We start from the raw sequence: 14,880 nt of genomic DNA, 5'->3' as shown, positions 1-14,880 counted from the left end.
TCGAAAGTGTGCGACGCGTCACTCGTGCTCCCCTCCAGAAACGACAAACGCCGCCAACGAGGCGGCGCTTGCTTGACGAGTCAGAATGTATCAGGGCACTCGATGCTTCGACGGGCGTTCGATGAGGGCCCGTCGGCCATCGCTACCGCGCCATGATGTGGTTGCCGAGCACCCGGTTCGTCGCGTTGAGGACGGCCATTGCCGCGCCGCGCCGCGTATCGGTCTCAGCGAGGTAGCAGCCGACCAATCGCGTGAGCTGCTGCTCTTCGCGCAGCGAAACCGAAACGATGAGCAGGTTGGAATCGAACGCGCGCACGTGCTTGATGCCGAGCAGCTCGAAGTGCATGGCGCCCTTGGCGAAGTCCTCGAGCGCACGCAAGCACGCCTCGGCCGCAACACGGAAATCGCCGAGCGGGCTCGATTGCCCGATCGCGCGACCCACGTACATGTTGCTATCCCACTCGAGCGACACTTCCGCCGAGCACTGGCCGGAGGGGGTGCGCGAGAAGCTGAAGTCCGCAAAGCGCAGGCGCTCGCGCCGTGCGTTGAGCGCGATTAACGTCGGTGCGCCCGCGGGGCGCTGCTGTTTTAATGAAAGCGACATGGTGTGCCTCTACCCGAGACCAATACCAGGAGCTTCATCGCCCCGCTGCAGAAACGAGTGAATTATGAAGAACGCAACCAGCAATTGCTTGTAACGTGGGTCACCGGGGTCCATTATTTCGCAAATGGCCGCAAAATCCGTAGTTCTCGCTCTGGCATTCATGGCCCCACTGGCCGTCGGCCGGGCTCAAGGACCCAGCCGGGCGGCTGCCGTTCGCCTGGATTCCTTGAAAAGGAGCATCGGTCGGCGGATCGCCGAGGTTAAGGATGCAACGGTAGGTGTTGCATTTCGTGATCTTGGTACGGGCGACACGCTCTATTTGAACGCCGACGACAGCTTCCATGCGGCGAGCACCATGAAGGTCCCGGTCATGATCGAGCTGTTCCGGCGGGTGGATGCCGGAACGCTGTCGCTGGACCGGCCGGTCCCGCTCGCCAACGAATTTTCCTCGATAGTTGACGCGTCACCTTTCTCGCTCAACCCGGCGGACGACTCCGACAGCTCGGCGTACCTGCGCGTCGGCCAACAGGTCCCTCTGCGCGAGTTGATCGACCGCATGATCACGCGGTCCAGCAACCTGGCGACGAACGCCCTCATCGAGCTGGTCGGCGCGAAGAACGCGAACGCGACAGCCCACCAGCTTGGCGCTCGCAACATCAAGGTTCTGCGCGGCGTGGAAGACGACAAGGCGTTTCGTGCTGGACTCAACAACACGACGACGGCGCGCGATCTCGCGGTGCTGCTCGAGGCCATCGAGACGGGACGCGCCGCATCGCGCGCGAGCTGCGACAGCATGCGCGCGATTCTCCTGCAGCAGGAATTCAACGACGAGATTCCCGCCGGCCTTCCCAGCGGCGTGAAAGTCGCGCACAAGACCGGGTGGATCACCGGCGTGCTGCACGACGCCGCCCTCGTGTATCCACCGAACGCCAAGCCGTACGTGCTCGTGGTGCTCACACGCGACATCCCCGATCAAACAGTTGCGCGAGCGCTGATCGCCGATGTGTCGCGGCTGGTGTACGGCTACGTGTCCTCCAGCCGCGGAGCGAGCGGACTACGATGAAGATTGCGATCGGCACCGACCACGCGGGGTTCACGCTCAAGCAAGCCGTGATAGACGCCATTCGCGCCGGCGGCAACGAGGTCGTCGATTGCGGCGCGCACTCGATCGATCCGGCGGACGACTATCCCGATTTCGCGGGCGCGGTCGCGCGCGCGATTCTCGAAGGGCAGGCGCAACGCGGCGTGTTGATCTGCGGCAGCGGCGTGGGCGCATCGGTCGCGGCGAACAAGTTCACCGGCATTCGCGCGGCGTTGTGCCACGACACGTTCTCGGCGCATCAGGGTGTGGAGGACGATGCGATGAACGTGCTCGCGCTGGGCGCGCGCGTCGTCGGCCCCTCGCTCGCCGCCGAGTTGGTCACGACCTTCCTGGGCGCGAAGTTCTCTGGCGCCGAGCGGCACGTTCGGCGGCTGCGCAAAGTGGAAGCCTTCGAGCGCGAACGATCCTGATTCGCCGCGCCGACTCGCCTCAGGCCAATGGCTGTCCGTTGCGCGGCAGCGTGATCCGAAACGTGCTTCCCGAAAGCGGCACGCTGTCGACCGACAGCGCGCCGCCGAGCAAATGCGCGAGTCGTTGCGTGACACTCAAGCCAAGTCCACTGCCGCCCACTTCTCGCGTAGTGTGCTGATTCACCTGCCAGAACGGGTCGAAGATGCGACCCAGGTCTTCGTGCTTGATACCGATACCGGTATCGCGCACCTCGAAGACAACGGACGGCCCCTGCGCGAAGGCGCGCACCGTAACACCGCCACGCACGGTGAACTTCACCGCGTTCGCGAGGAGATTGAGCAGCATCTGACGCAGCTTGCCGCCGTCGGTGCTGAGCAATAGCGCGGGATCGACACCCTCGGCTTCGATCGTGAGGCCTCGTGCGGTCGCCGTGGGAGTTATGAAGGCGATCGCATCGTCGATCACGCCCTTCGCGACAACGGGCTCGATGCGTACGGACTCCTTCCCCGCTTCGACGCGGGCGTAGAGCAGGATTTCGTCGATCAGCGACAGCAGGTGTGACGCGCTGACCTTGATGCGTCCAAGCTGTTGGCGCTGGACGTCGTTCACCTTTCCAGGAATTCCTTCGGCGAGCAATTCCTGATAGCCGATGATCGCGGTGAGCGGTGTTCGGAGCTCGTGGCTCATCGTCGCGAGGAAGTTGGCCTTCGCTTCGTTGGCGACGAGGGCGGCGCGGTACAGTCGTGCGTTGTCGATCGCCATCGCGGCGCGGCGCGCCAACTCGAGTGCGACGGTGAGGTCCTGGTCGGTGAATCGCCGCGTGGGCCGGGAGCTGACCAGCGTCATCGCGCCAAGCGTGGTCCCGCGGGCGGCCATGGGAACGATCATCACCGAGTAGAGGCCGACTTCGCGCAGAATGCGGAGGTGTTCCTCGTCGCGCGCGCCGGCCACGAGCATCTCTTCGGTGACGTCGCGAACGAGGCTCGGCTGGCCGGTGCGAATGACCTGCGGTGCGCCCGTCGGCGCGTCGACGTCGACGGGGTATTTGCTGGCGAGCGCTTTCGCCCATTTGACGCGTTCGGGATCGGCGTGGGCGAGCGCGATCTGCCGCAGGGTGCCGTCGACGAGCAGCTCGACCGAGCACCAATCCGCGAAGTGCGGCACGGCAAGGTGCGCTACGGCGGCGACGGTAGTCTCGTAGTCGAGCGACGACGCGAGCGCGGCACTCGCCTGGTCGAGCAAGTGCAATCGTTCTTCGCTCGCGACGGCGGCGTCGCGCGACACGGCGGCCTCGCGGCTCGCGGCGGCCAGCGCGACGTTCGACTCTTCCAGATCGGTCGCCATCACCTCGAGCTGCGCCTGCTGTGCCGCCATGTCGCGCATCTGCGACTCGAACAAGCTGGCGGCGCGGCGCGCCTCGCGTCGCGATCGGCTCAGGTAAACGGCCAACCATGCCAGCAGCGCCGCCATCGCGAAAAACCCGATGGCGGTCAACCAGTTCGGCGCTGTGCTGGGAGGTGCCGTCACGATCGACTACAAATGTGTGAGGAGCGAGGCGGCGTTGTCGAGGTCGCACATGGTGCAAATCGTTTCAGAATCGAACAGCATGCTCTTTGCACGCCGCGGCAGCGCATCTACGCGAACACTCGAGGAACCCAGTGATGAAAAGGCTCTTTTTGGGAGGCGTCATGGCTGCCGCGGTCGTGGCGATTGGCGCGTGCACGAACGGGGGCAAGAACAAGGCGGATACGACAGGGATGAGCGTCGGCGCGGCACCGAGCTCGGCCGCCGGGGCCGCGGGGGCCGCGGGGGCTGCCGGCGCGGCTGGAGGCGGGACAACCGGCAGCACCGGAACGGCGGGCGTCGCGCCATTGCCGGACAGCGCCAAAGACACCCTGAAGAAGGCCACGAAAAAACCCTGATGATTAGAAATTTCTAATCGACGACCGTCGCGTCCGTCCAGGCGATGACCTTGATCGACAGCTCCTGCCAGCGCGGACGCCCGGAGACGATGGACGTGGCGTCGAGCGAGCGGTCGCGCGCGACGTCTTCGACGAGGCGGGCAAACAGCGCGTGAATTTGCGACTCGTCGTAGTCGAGCTCGCGCAGCTCGCGTGTTGCGGCCATCACGGCGCGGCGGAGCGTGGGTAGCGCGCGTGACGGGTTGACGATCGCCTGCGTGACCGCGCGCTCCAAACGCGTCTTGAACCGTGCATTGAAGGGCGCGGCGATATCAACAGCATGACGCCGTGTCGCCATCATGTATCCCGAAGCATGAGCGTTCATCGGCCAGTGCCGATGCAAATCTCGATCCGGGATCGAGTACGATCTTACTACATCAGTTTCACGAGAGAGCGGGTGCACTCATCGCGCGTATGCGCTCGATGAGCGGAGCGCGCAGCAAGTCTACGCGTGCGATGATTCGCTGCAGCGCCTCGCGCTCACCGCGCGCGAGCATGTGCGCGGCAGTTGTCGCGTCGCCGGCCGCGGCGTGAATCGCCGCCTGTGCCAGCGCGAAGGCATGCGGATCCCAGGCCTGTGCGTCACGCCCGATCGATAGCCACTCGCGACCGGCTGGCGCGTCGCCACGCCACGCCGTCTCGAAAATCGCCGCCTCCAACGCGGCCTCCTGCCGGGCGCGCGCACCGGGCACGCCGTCGACGCCGCTGACGCGGTCGAGCGTCGCCTGGAGCGTGGCTCGGGCGCGTGACACATCGCCCACGTCGAGCGCATGATAATACTCGAATCCTTCACGCTGGGCGGGCGCGCTGGCGGCGAGCACCGCGAGCATTTCGGGCGTCCAGTCGCGCGGGCGGCGCTCCGTGAGCATGAGCACGAGTGCGCCCAGGCGAATGCCTGGATCGAGCGGACGGCGCGGGCGCGTCAACAACAGTTGCAGGCCGTCGTTGCGAATCGCTCTGGTTTGCCGAATGGGGAGGAGCGTGCCGATTCCAATGCCAAACGACATGACGCCGGCAACGAACAGGTAGAACCGCGCGCCGCCTTTCGGCACGCCGGAGTCGGGCGAAAGCGCGCGTAAGAGCGCGATGCACGCGATCCCGGTCAGGAAGCTCGCGAGCGGCCCGCCGGCGACCATGCCGCGAAACGAGCGGCGCACGCGCTCGTCGGTTCCCCACTCGCGCGGCACCACCACGGCCGCACCGCCGTAGTAGAAAAACGATCGATGCAACACGAGCCGCGCGCGACGGCCTTCACGAATGAATCGCCACGGTCCCACGAACAGGCTTTGCAACCGCCACCCCGCAAGCGTCCCGGCGATCGCGTGTCCCAACTCGTGCGCGAGCACGACGGGCGGGAACAACAACATCAGCAGGAGAAACTGCGCGACGATCGTCAACACGGGCACATGGCGCGCCGGCCGATGCTCGATCATCGGAATGACCCGCAACAGGACCGCGATGATGAGCACGATCGTCGCGACCGCGAGCACGACGTTGACCGCCGCCTTCCACACCGGAGCTTTGCGCGGCAAGGCGGTGCTCTGCCAGCCGGCCGGACGGACGAGAGCCGGAACGCGCTGGTCACCGGGCACCGCGGCGCCGGTTCTCGACGGAGTAGTCACACTTCAACGCTAATCGCTTCAAGCGCCGTCGTGCCATGCCGATACTGGAACCGAATGGCCCCTTCCCGCCGCATGGAGCCCCGCCTGTGATCGCCGCCGTCGAGATTGCGCCCGACCTCGTGGAACGTGTGGACGCGTTGACGTCGCGCGCCGACACGCTGCGATTTCGCCTGGCGGGCGAAGGCCTCGCGCTGGCCGAAGAGGCGTTGGCACTCGCGCGATCGGCGGGATATCGCCTGGGCGAGGCGCGCGCATTGCGCGTGGCGACGACATATTCGACGCGCCAGCTCCGGCTCGACCGCGCGCTCGAGGACGCGACGCGCGCCGCGGCGATCTTCAACGAGCTCGGAGAGCGCACCGAATACGCGGCGACCCTCATGGCGATCGGCGGCGTCCACATTCGGCGCGGCGACATTCCCGCGGCGGCGCGTTATCACGTCGAAGCGCTCGAGCTGCAATGCGCCGTCGGCGATCGCGCCGGCGAAGCGGCGACGCGCAACTCGCTCGGCACCGTGCATTCGGTCGCAGGCGACATCGCGTCCGCGCTCGAGCAGTATCGCGCGGCGATCGATCTCTTCGAAGGGCTGGGCGACGCGAGCGGCGCGTCGGTTGCGACGCTGAACATCGGCTCCGCGCTGGGGTCGCTCGGCCAGTTCACCGAGTCGCTGGCGTATCACGAGCGGGCGCTGATGCACTATCTGCGCACGGGCGAATCGGTGAACGCCCTGCTGGCGCACAACAATGTCGGCTGGGCGCACGCACGGCTCGGCAATCGCGACTCGGCGCTCGAGCACTACGAGGCGGCATTGCATCTCGCGCGCGGCATGTCGGATAGCGAAGCCGAGATCTCGGTGCTCGAGAACATGGGGCGCCTGCATTACGACAAAGGCGACGCGGAGAACGCCCTGGGCATCTTCCGCCGCGTGCTCGTGATCAGCGAGGCGCAACGCGCGTCGGTTCACGAAGCCGAGGCGCATTTGCGAATCGGCGAATCGTTGGCGCGGCTCGGCGAGCATGAAGCGGCGCTGAGCGCGTTGAGTCTCGCGCTCGCGCGGGCGACGTCGTGCGGAGCGCATCAGCTGCTCTCCGAGGCGCACCGGGCGCTGGTGTCCGTCTACGAAGATCTCGGCGCGCCCGAAGCGGCGCTTTGTCACTACAAGACGTTTCATGCGCTGCGCGAAGAGTTGCATGGCGCCCAAGCCGAGCGTCGCGTGCTCAGCGTGATGCTGCAGGCGGAAGTGCGAGAGAAGGAGCGCGAGACCAACTTCCTGCGCGAGCGAAACGCCACGCTCGACGCCGCGAACGAAGAGAAGTCGCGCCTTCTGGCGCAGCTCGAGGCGCAGGCGGCGGAACTGGAGCGCGTGAGCCGCGAGGATGCGCTGACGGGGCTTCGCAATCGGCGCGATCTCGACGAGCGTCTGCCGCTCGAGTGGGAGCGCGCACGGCGGTTCAAGCACCCGTTGTCCGTGGCGCTGGCCGACGTCGATCACTTCAAGGCGATCAACGACAACCACTCGCATGCCACCGGCGACGCCGTGCTTCAGGCCGTCGCGCGGATCGTGCGCGAGCATACACGCAAGGTCGACGTGACGGCGCGCTACGGCGGCGAAGAGTTCGTGATTCTGCTCGTCGAAACACCGCTGTCGGGCGCGCTCACCGTCTGCGAGAACATTCGCGAAGCCGTGGCGAGCCACGACTGGTCGTCGATCGCGCCGGGGCTCGCGGTGACGATCAGCATCGGCATCGCGGCGGGCGACCATACGGCCAGCGCATCCGCGGCGATCGCCGACGCGGATGCGCTGCTGTACGTGGCAAAGCGATCGGGGCGCAACCGCGTCGTTTCGTAGTTCTTGTAGACCGCCCTCAGCGTTTGCGCGGATCGAGCGCGTCGTCCGTGCGCGCCGCGATGTCTTCCCAGTGTGCCTTGGCGGCGCCCGTCGTTCTCGACGCACGCTCGTGTGCGTCGTCGCGGATCTGGCGCAATTGCATGCGAGCCATCGCCGGGAGGTCGCTCCGCGGGATATTCGGGGCGCCGAGGAACGGCGGCGGTGGTGTGGGTGCACCCTGCTGAATGACACCCGGGCCAGGTGTCGGCGGTGCGGGCGGGTTGACGATCGCCGCCAGTCGTTCGACGTACACGCGCTGTAACGTTCGGCGGTTGGCGTCGGCCGCCGAGCCCGCGAAGACGTCGGCCTTGAGATCGGCGAGATAGTCCGCGAGCGCGTACGCATTCGCCGGGTCCATCCGCTCGGACTCGGCGAGCCGGCCGAGGCGCGGCGTCGAGAGGAGCGACGTGAGCACGGCGGCCTGGCGTGTCTCGAGCGGCGACGGTCCGATGCGCGACGTGATGTCCGCCGGCGCCAGCCACGCCGGCGTGTTAAATACATTGGTATTCAAGAATGCCAATGCCTCCTTCTGCTTCGCCTTCGGCACTACCCGATACACATTGGCGCCCTGGTCGCCGCTCTTGAGGTCGACCGTCACGCCGCCGATCTCGGTCGCGACGTGGCCCATGTACAGCGACCACATGCCCAGCGTCTCGCCGTACAATTCGTTGAGGTCGGCGTAGTCGTCGCCCGGGCGGGTGGTCCACGCGACGAGCTGCGGCACGACCTTCTTCATGTTCATGAGGGCGTAGCTCGTCGCCTTCATGGGATCGTTCCCGACGTCTTCCGTCTGCGCGCGCGGATCGACGCTGCCGTACTGCTGCGGCACGTAGTGATACGGAAACGGTCCGCTCTGATGCAGGATCCAGTCGTTGAGCGTCGCGCGCTCCGATTCCGCGGAGGAGTTGGGGATGACGCGATAGCCCCAGTTGATCGCGAAGTCGTCGAACGGTCCGACGCGACGAATGAAATCCTTGGGCTTGAGACCATCGCCCGGCTGCGCGACGTAGTTCTGCCGCGCGTAGTCCATGATCGTCGCGCTCACGCCGTACTTGCTCGTGAACGACGGCGAGCGCAGCGAGTCCACCGGGAACATGCTCGACGCCACCATGTTGTGCTCGAGGCCCAGGGCGTGCCCGATCTCGTGGGCGATGACCTGGCGCATCGTCTCTCCCATCAACTCTTCAGGGATCTCGAGCGTGCGGGCCATCGGATTCGCGGCGCCGGTTTCGATCATCAGCCGGTTGCGGTACGAGCGCATATGGTTGTGATACCAGTTGATCTCGCTGTTGATGATCTCGCCGCTGCGCGGATCGGGCGTGCTGGGACCGATCGCGTTGCGCACGAGACTCGCCGCCCAGCGCACCATCGAATAGCGCGCGTCGTCCGGATCCCAGTCCGGGTCTTCCTGCTTGGTTGGCGGGAGCTTGGCGATGATCGCGTTCTTGAAACCCGCCTTCTCGAACACGCGTTGCCACTGCTCGACGCCTTCCTTGACGTAGGGGCGCCACTTGGCCGGAGTTGCCGGATCGATGTAGTACACGATGGGCTTGACCGGCTCGACCAACTCGCCGCGCGCATACGCCGCGGGGTCCTTCGGCTCGAGACGCCACCGCGTGATGAACGTCTGCTGCGCCGCCTTCTGCTCGTCGAGCCCGTAGTTGATGCGATCGACGGTGAAGTACCCCACGCGATCGTCGGCGTAGCGCGGGCGCATTGGCACCTTGGGAAGCAGCAGCATCGACTGCCGCACTTCGACGGAGATGGTGCCGGCCGAGCGATCGGACGGAGCGGCCCCGGCGTCGAACGTTTGAACCTGGCGCACTTCGATGTTGATCGGGAACGCCTTCACGCTGCTGACATATGTGCGCGCCGGATCGAGCCGGCGCACTTGATACTGCCGCCGCTGCGCGTCGCTCAAACCGCTGATCGCGGGCACGTCGCCCGTGAAGAAGTCCGTGACGTCGATGACGTAGCTCGCGCTGTCGCGGGTGAACGCGGCGATGGGAAACGCCGCGATGATCGGCGAGAAATTGTTGTTGCGAACGCTCTGCGCGATCGGCAGCGTGTCGTCGGCAACGACGGAGTAGTCGACCGTATGCAGCTGCAGGCGATCCGCATTCACCTTTTCCCAGCGCACGACGCGATCCGCCATTTCGCTGCCGGCGAACTCGAAGCCGCCCGTGCCCGCGGGCACCGCCGCGACGCGCGTGAGAAACAGAATGTCCCGATTGAGCAGCGAGTCGGGCACCTCGAAGTAGTACCGGTCGTCGACGCGATGCACCGTGATGCCGCCTCGGTCGGTGTGCGCTCGGTCCGTGATGACCTGTGCATAGGGACGCGGCCGGCGCGCTTGATTTCCCGCTCCGCCCTGCGGGGGCGCGCCGGTCGCCGGGGCTTGCTGCCCTGGCGGTTGTGCGGGCGGCTGCGCCGGCGGATTCTGGGCGGCGAGCGAAGACGCCGCGACGAGCGAGGCGACGACGATCAACATTCGCATCGGAGATGTCTGCGGTGGAAAGGTGGGGTCGATCGGGCGGGCGAGTTCGCCAATCTGCCCGCAGGATCGCGGACCAGCTAGTACGGAAAGCGTATCCCCCGCTGTTCCGCCGGTGCCGTAATACAGCATATTTCGAAGGTCCCGACGCGGAGCGCTCATGAAGAAGGCCGAGGCGGTGGAGAATCTCGACAAAGCCGGCGAGACGATCGGCGAGCTCTATCAACGAGCGTGGGCAACCGCGCTCTATCCCACGGAACACGGCTGGGGCGCCAGCATCGCGAGCGCGGCGATGATCCCGGTGCTCAGCGCGGCATCGATCGGCCAGCTCGTCACCTCGGCCGTCGCGAAGCAGCTGCCCGAAGACGTCTACGACACGATCTCGAACATCGGGAATTCGAAGAAGCCGTAGAGTTCGCGAGTGTCATCCTGAGCGAAGCGAAGGATGACAAGGGGCTGACGGCCCTCAGGATGACACTTTCCTCACCAGCTCCGGCCACAAGGGCCGCGCCAGGCCGCCCGCATCTTCGTAGAAATGAACCGCGCCGGGCGTGTGCAGCTTGGCGATCAGAATGATCTGGCCCAAGTGCAGCGCGAAATGCTCGACGACGTGGTACACGACCTCGATCACCGTGAGCTCGCGGGCCTGAATCACGCGGGTGCCGGCGAGGTCCGCCGCCGTGAGCCCCGCGAGCACCGCGTCCGCTTCGGCCAGGACGTCGTCGAGCCGATTCAGCAGCGACGCGGCGTTGCCGCCTTCACGCGCGCCGAATTCGCCGGCACGATCGCGCTCGACATTCCGGCCGCCGACTCCGCCAACGATCCATTGCCGCACATTCCCGGCGAGATGCATGAGCAGGTTGCCGACGCTGTTCGATTGATCGTTCGCGCGCCACCACAGCGCGTCCGGCGGCAGGGACTCCACCGCCGCGCGGAGCTTCGTGCGGTACTCGGTGCCGAGGTAGTAGCGCGAGCGATCGATGAATGTCTGGGTCAGGTCCATCGCGGAGCTCCGGGCGGAAGGATCTCACCCCAAATCTATGATGCCGCGGCAAGGCTCCGAATTCGCTGCGCGACGGCGGCGGCGGGAACGGTTCGCGGAATGACGTCGCGCGCGCCGCACTCCTTGAGCCATCCCTCCAGCACCGCGTCGTTCTGCGCCGAGTAGACGAGCACCGCGGCGCATGATCCGCCCGCGGCGAGCGTCTGCAACATCCCGACCGCGTCGAGCTTGGGCAACGTGACCTCGGTGACGATCACGTGCGGCTTGAGACGACGTGCGTACGACAATGCCGCCTCGCCGTCCGCCGCCTCGATCACGCTCAGGCCATCCTCGCGCAGCGTCGAAGCAACGGCGCGGCGTTGATTCGCGTCGTCATCCACGAGCAGCACGCGAATGGGTTCCGCTGATGGTGGCGCCGCTGTAACCGCGGGCTTTGGTGCTACGGGTGCTACGGGTGATGGCGGTGCAACAGCCGCGGGCGCCTTCGCCGCTTCCGCTGCTTCCGCCGGCTTGGCAGGCGCCTCCATGGGCGAACCGAGCAACTGCGAAAGCAGCGCGTCGATGTCTCGCTGTTGCAAGTCGGCACCCGCCGAGTGTTGCGGGGCCGGCACGTTGTCGAGCAGCTCGCCGAGTGTGGTGATGCCGTCCAGCACCTGAGCGAGTCCCGAGTCCCACAGCGTTCGGATGCCGCCTTCACGCGCGATGTGCGCCAGCTCGGCCGGTTCGGCACCGCGGACGATCGCCGCACGCATCGCCGGCGTCATGATCACGACTTCGGCAACCGCCATGCGGCCCGAGTATCCGGTGCCGCGGCATTGTGGACATCCCACGGCGCGGCGGAGACGGCTTGTCGGAAGTCCAAGCAGTAGTTCCTGCTGCGACTCCGGCAATTCGCCGAGCTCCTGCGGCGCGGCGCACGCGGTGCACAGCCGCCGCACGAGCCGCTGTGTAACGACACCCTTGAGCACCGACGCGATCAGCGCATGATCGATCTCGAATTCGTGCAAGCGTTCGATAACGCCCGTCATGCCCGGCACTTCGATCGTCGTCACGACGAGCCGCCCCTCGCTCGCGCCCGCGACGATCGTTTCCATCGTCGCGGCGTCGGCAAGCGCTTCGATCAGCGTGACGTCCGCGTGCAGTCCGAGCGTGCCGCGCACGGCGGACGCCAGCGTCGGATGCGGCGAGTCGGCCACCTGCATCTGTTCGATGCCGTCCAACCGGCGACCGACCTGCTCCTCGATCGTGGCGATCCGCCGGCCGCGCGATTGAAGTTCTCTCATCAGCGCGTAGGCCGTCGTCGTGCGTCCGGTTTCCGGCGTCCCCGCGATGAACACGAGTCCCGACGGCTCGGCAAGCAGCTGCTCGAGCTGATGCCGCTCGTGCGCGGTGTATCCGAGATCGGCAACCGACAGCGCTGACTGCGGCGTGACCAGCGATACAACGACTTTCTCGTGCGACATGCCGACCGGCTCGGTCGCAATCCGCAGCTCGACCGGGCCCTGCTCCAACGTCACCGACGCGCGGCCATTTTGCGGGCGTCTCGTTTCGGCGTCGTCGAGCGACGCCATGCGCTTGAGTGCCGCGAGCAATGCCTTCGTGTGCACCGCGGCGAGCCGGAAGCGGTCGTTGAGCTTTCCGTCGACGCGAAGGCGAATCACCAGGCCGTCGTCGGGCGTCGGCTGCAGGTGCGCCTCGGAGGCATGCTCGGTTACGGCAGTGGCCAACAGTCGCGAGATGAGCGTTTCCGGCGCGTTCTTGTTTTCAGCACCGCTTTGCGCAGCGCAACTCGGCTGCGGCGCGGGCGCTGTGTGGTCGGAATCGCACTGCACCGAAACGCCGACGGACAATCGCGCCACGGGTTGTGGCCGCGGTTGAACCGCCGGGGCGCTGGACGCGACTCCGGCGATCGGACGCGAATCCAGATCGAGAGTTCGTCCATAGTTCGCGCCGCCGTACACGACCGCCTGGGCGCGCAAAATCGCGTTTGGACTGGCCGCCTGCAGCGCGACGCGTTGCCGGCAGGCGAACGCGAGCTCGCGCTCGAGCGCAATGCTGCTCGGGTTGGACGTCGCGATCGCGAGCACGCCCTTGTACACGCCGACCGGCGCGACGCGATGCTCGTGCGCGACTTCGTGCGCGAGCAGCGCGCTCAGCGCGGGAGAGATGCGCGAGAAATCAGCGGGATCCTTGCCGGACGCGGCGCACGCGAGGCGCAGGATTTCATCGTCGTCGACGCCGGCGCCGATGAGCATGCGCCAGGCGCTGACGCGCGGCGGACGCTCGCCTTTCGGGATCGAATGGCCGGCGCGGCGGGCCGCGTCGATGAGCCATTCGTCGGAGTCTTCGTGGTATTCGTTGCCGCGCGTTCGCAAGGCGGGGCTACGCATCGAGTCGGGCCGGGGAAACGTCGCGGCAAGACACAGCCGCAGTTTGGGGGCCTGCGGCGGCCGACCACTATCGATTGGACTATCGGCAGGTGCGTTTGGAAACTTGAGTGTTCTCGCGGCGAGGGCCTCGATTGCGCTCCGCCGTACCCTGGCGTATTAAGATTGCCATGAAGAGAGCCGTTTTTCTCGCGACCGCGCTCGGCGTGGCCGGCGCGATCGCCTCGAGCGCTTCGAGCGCGTCGGCCCAAGCGCTCGCCAAGTGGGAGAAGTTCGACTTCGCGCACCAACACGTCGATTCGGCGCAACTCGCGAAGCTGTCCTTGCCTCAACTGCGGTCGGTGCGCGGCATCGTCTTCGGGCGTCATGGCCGGCCGTTCACGGACGAACCCGACGTTCAGGCGTATTTGAAAACGCAGGCGTGGTATCGGCCGAATCCGAAGTTTTCGAACGCGAGCCTCTCGAGCGTGGAGAAGGCGAACATCGACGTCATCCGCCGCGCCGAGATGACGAAGCATTCGCAGATCGAGACGGGCGACGTTCGCTATCTCGCCGACAAGCCCATTACGGTCAAGATGCTCGGGCACCACACGGCGCCTGACTGGGAAGTTCTGCAATCGGAGATCAGCGCGACGCACGGTGCGTCTTTTGGCGTCGAGCTCGACGAAGAAGGCAACGACGTTCCATCGGCGTTGCAGAAATATTTCGACAAGCGGTATTGGTATCACGCCCGCGCCGATTACGACGCCAAGCAGCTCTCCGCCGTCGAACGCGCGAACCTGGATACGATCACGCTCGCCATGGTACGCGACCTCGGATACGGCGTCGCGCCGGGAATGATGTATCTGTTCCGGACGACGCCGCTCACCGACTCTCTGCTCCGCGGACAGCCGCTGTACAACCTTCGCTTGATGCGAAACGAGTTCTACGCGCGGCATGGCCGCCGCTTCGAGACGCCATGGCTGCGGGAATACTTCAAGGCCGCGCCCTGGTACAAACCCCGCGCCGATTTCACGATCGCCGAGCTGTCGCAAACGGAGAAAGACAACGTCAAGCTGATTCAGGCGGCCGAGGCGAAGCGCCACGAAGCGTTGTCGACCACGGAGATTGACGAGAACCAACTTCAGGGCTTGTTCCCCGAAGTCGCACGGCGTTTGCGCAACGAAGTGTTCGCGCGCCATGGTCGCACGTTCAAGGATCCACTGCTGCAATCGTACTTCGCGAGCCAGGAGTGGTACCACGCAAATCCGAAGTTCGATCTGTCGATGCTGACGCCGATCGAGCGGCGCAACGTTGCCACGATTCAACGCTATGAAGCGCGCGCCCGAGAGGGGCAGCGCTTCACCCCCGGCTGATAAGGATCACCCGAGTCTCGCGTGGCGAGACATGTTGAACTGTCGAACGACGCCC

General features: G+C 66.1%; 13 protein-coding genes. 6 read left to right on the top strand and 7 right to left on the bottom strand.

Annotation, left to right across the window (positions count from 1 at the left end; translation table 11 throughout):
• Window positions 1–142: 142 nt before the first annotated feature.
• The gene (locus VN706_04240) at window positions 143–604 is read right to left on the bottom strand and encodes a hypothetical protein (GenBank protein ID HXT14813.1); all 462 of its coding nucleotides are present in this window, start codon (window positions 602–604) and stop codon (window positions 143–145) included.
• A gap of 160 nt (window positions 605–764) precedes the next feature.
• Here VN706_04240 and VN706_04235 point away from each other — a divergent pair, with 160 nt between their 5' ends.
• Both VN706_04235 and rpiB read left to right on the top strand, forming a co-directional pair.
• Window positions 765–1,667, top strand: a complete 903-nt coding sequence (locus tag VN706_04235) for a serine hydrolase (protein HXT14812.1) — start codon at window positions 765–767, stop codon at window positions 1,665–1,667.
• A complete protein-coding gene (gene rpiB, locus VN706_04230) occupies window positions 1,664–2,116 on the top strand; it encodes a ribose 5-phosphate isomerase B (protein ID HXT14811.1) in 453 nt (150 codons plus the stop codon). Before VN706_04235 ends, rpiB begins: the two co-directional genes overlap by 4 nt.
• Window positions 2,117–2,135: 19 nt before the next feature.
• Here the strand turns inward: rpiB and VN706_04225 are convergent, their stop codons facing one another.
• Entirely contained in the window at window positions 2,136–3,644 is a 1,509-nt protein-coding gene (locus VN706_04225; protein ID HXT14810.1) for a GAF domain-containing sensor histidine kinase, read from the bottom strand.
• Between the two features lie 161 nt (window positions 3,645–3,805).
• Between VN706_04225 and VN706_04220 the strand changes: the two genes are divergently transcribed.
• Window positions 3,806–4,039 carry a hypothetical protein gene (locus tag VN706_04220; GenBank protein HXT14809.1) on the top strand — a complete coding sequence of 78 codons (234 nt, stop codon included), beginning with the start codon at window positions 3,806–3,808 and terminating at the stop codon, window positions 4,037–4,039.
• A 13-nt stretch (window positions 4,040–4,052) separates the two neighbouring features.
• Here the strand turns inward: VN706_04220 and VN706_04215 are convergent, their stop codons facing one another.
• Both VN706_04215 and VN706_04210 read right to left on the bottom strand, forming a co-directional pair.
• Window positions 4,053–4,403: a hypothetical protein gene (locus VN706_04215; protein HXT14808.1), complete on the bottom strand. Its 351-nt coding sequence runs from the start codon at window positions 4,401–4,403 to the stop codon at window positions 4,053–4,055.
• 58 nt (window positions 4,404–4,461) lie between these two features.
• Window positions 4,462–5,610 (bottom strand): M50 family metallopeptidase, encoded by a 1,149-nt coding sequence (locus tag VN706_04210; GenBank protein ID HXT14807.1) that lies wholly within the window; start codon window positions 5,608–5,610, stop codon window positions 4,462–4,464.
• A gap of 176 nt (window positions 5,611–5,786) precedes the next feature.
• Between VN706_04210 and VN706_04205 the strand changes: the two genes are divergently transcribed.
• Complete coding sequence (locus VN706_04205; protein HXT14806.1) at window positions 5,787–7,547, top strand: diguanylate cyclase; 1,761 nt, start codon at window positions 5,787–5,789, stop codon at window positions 7,545–7,547.
• Window positions 7,548–7,563: 16 nt separating this feature from the next.
• On the opposite strand, the gene VN706_04200 is transcribed toward VN706_04205, so the two are convergent.
• Window positions 7,564–10,083 carry a zinc-dependent metalloprotease gene (locus VN706_04200; GenBank protein HXT14805.1) on the bottom strand — a complete coding sequence of 840 codons (2,520 nt, stop codon included), beginning with the start codon at window positions 10,081–10,083 and terminating at the stop codon, window positions 7,564–7,566.
• 157 nt (window positions 10,084–10,240) lie between these two features.
• Here VN706_04200 and VN706_04195 point away from each other — a divergent pair, with 157 nt between their 5' ends.
• On the top strand, window positions 10,241–10,492 hold the full coding sequence (locus VN706_04195; GenBank protein ID HXT14804.1) for a hypothetical protein: 252 nt from the start codon (window positions 10,241–10,243) through the stop codon (window positions 10,490–10,492).
• Window positions 10,493–10,546: 54 nt separating this feature from the next.
• Here VN706_04195 and VN706_04190 read toward each other — a convergent pair whose 3' ends face one another.
• Both VN706_04190 and VN706_04185 read right to left on the bottom strand, forming a co-directional pair.
• Window positions 10,547–11,083 carry a DinB family protein gene (locus tag VN706_04190; protein HXT14803.1) on the bottom strand — a complete coding sequence of 179 codons (537 nt, stop codon included), beginning with the start codon at window positions 11,081–11,083 and terminating at the stop codon, window positions 10,547–10,549.
• Window positions 11,084–11,118: 35 nt separating this feature from the next.
• Entirely contained in the window at window positions 11,119–13,473 is a 2,355-nt protein-coding gene (locus VN706_04185) for an ATPase, T2SS/T4P/T4SS family (protein ID HXT14802.1), read from the bottom strand.
• Between the two features lie 167 nt (window positions 13,474–13,640).
• On the opposite strand from VN706_04185, the gene VN706_04180 reads away from it, so the two are divergent.
• Complete coding sequence (locus VN706_04180; protein ID HXT14801.1) at window positions 13,641–14,825, top strand: YARHG domain-containing protein; 1,185 nt, start codon at window positions 13,641–13,643, stop codon at window positions 14,823–14,825.
• Window positions 14,826–14,880: the final 55 nt, after the last annotated feature.

This window comes from Gemmatimonadaceae bacterium (assembly GCA_035606695.1).
Classification (GTDB): Bacteria; Gemmatimonadota; Gemmatimonadetes; order Gemmatimonadales; family Gemmatimonadaceae; genus JAQBQB01.
The sequence above is the reverse complement of the archived record's forward strand: the minus strand, read 5'-3'. Positions and strand labels throughout refer to the sequence as shown.